This window comes from Limosilactobacillus balticus (assembly GCF_014145615.1).
GTDB lineage: Bacteria > Bacillota > Bacilli > Lactobacillales > Lactobacillaceae > Limosilactobacillus > Limosilactobacillus balticus.
Window position 1 is genome coordinate 1 of the sequence record NZ_JACIVH010000047.1, and the last position, 427, is coordinate 427.

The 427-nt window shown below is 42.2% G+C and carries 1 pseudogene; it reads right to left on the reverse strand.

Going from position 1 to position 427, the window contains the following annotated elements:
• Positions 1-427 (reverse strand): annotated as a pseudogene (locus H5S10_RS02800) (hypothetical protein); the annotation flags it as partial.

Genomic DNA, 427 nt, shown 5'->3' on the forward strand with positions numbered 1-427 from the left:
TTTCACTTTGACTTAGTGATGTCGAAACACTCTCACTTGCACTTAAGGATGTTGAAGCACTTTCGCTTTCACTCAGTGAGGTTGAAGCACTTTCACTCTGACTGAGCGATGTTGAGGCGCTTTCACTCTGACTCAGTGATGCTGAGGTGCTTTCACTTGCACTTACTGATGCTGAGGCACTCTCACTCAATGAGGTTGAAGCACTCCCGCTTTGACTCAACGATATCGATCCACTTCGACTTTCACTTAATGATGTTTCAATTGATTGACTAGTACTGCTTGAAACACTCTCTTGAATTGATTTAGAAGTACTTGCTGATGTACTTTCCGAATGAGATACACTTTCTGAATGCTCTGTTTCACTCGTATATTCCACCCTAGTAGTACCATTCTGATTAATATCTGCCATTACCGTTTGTACTGGTGC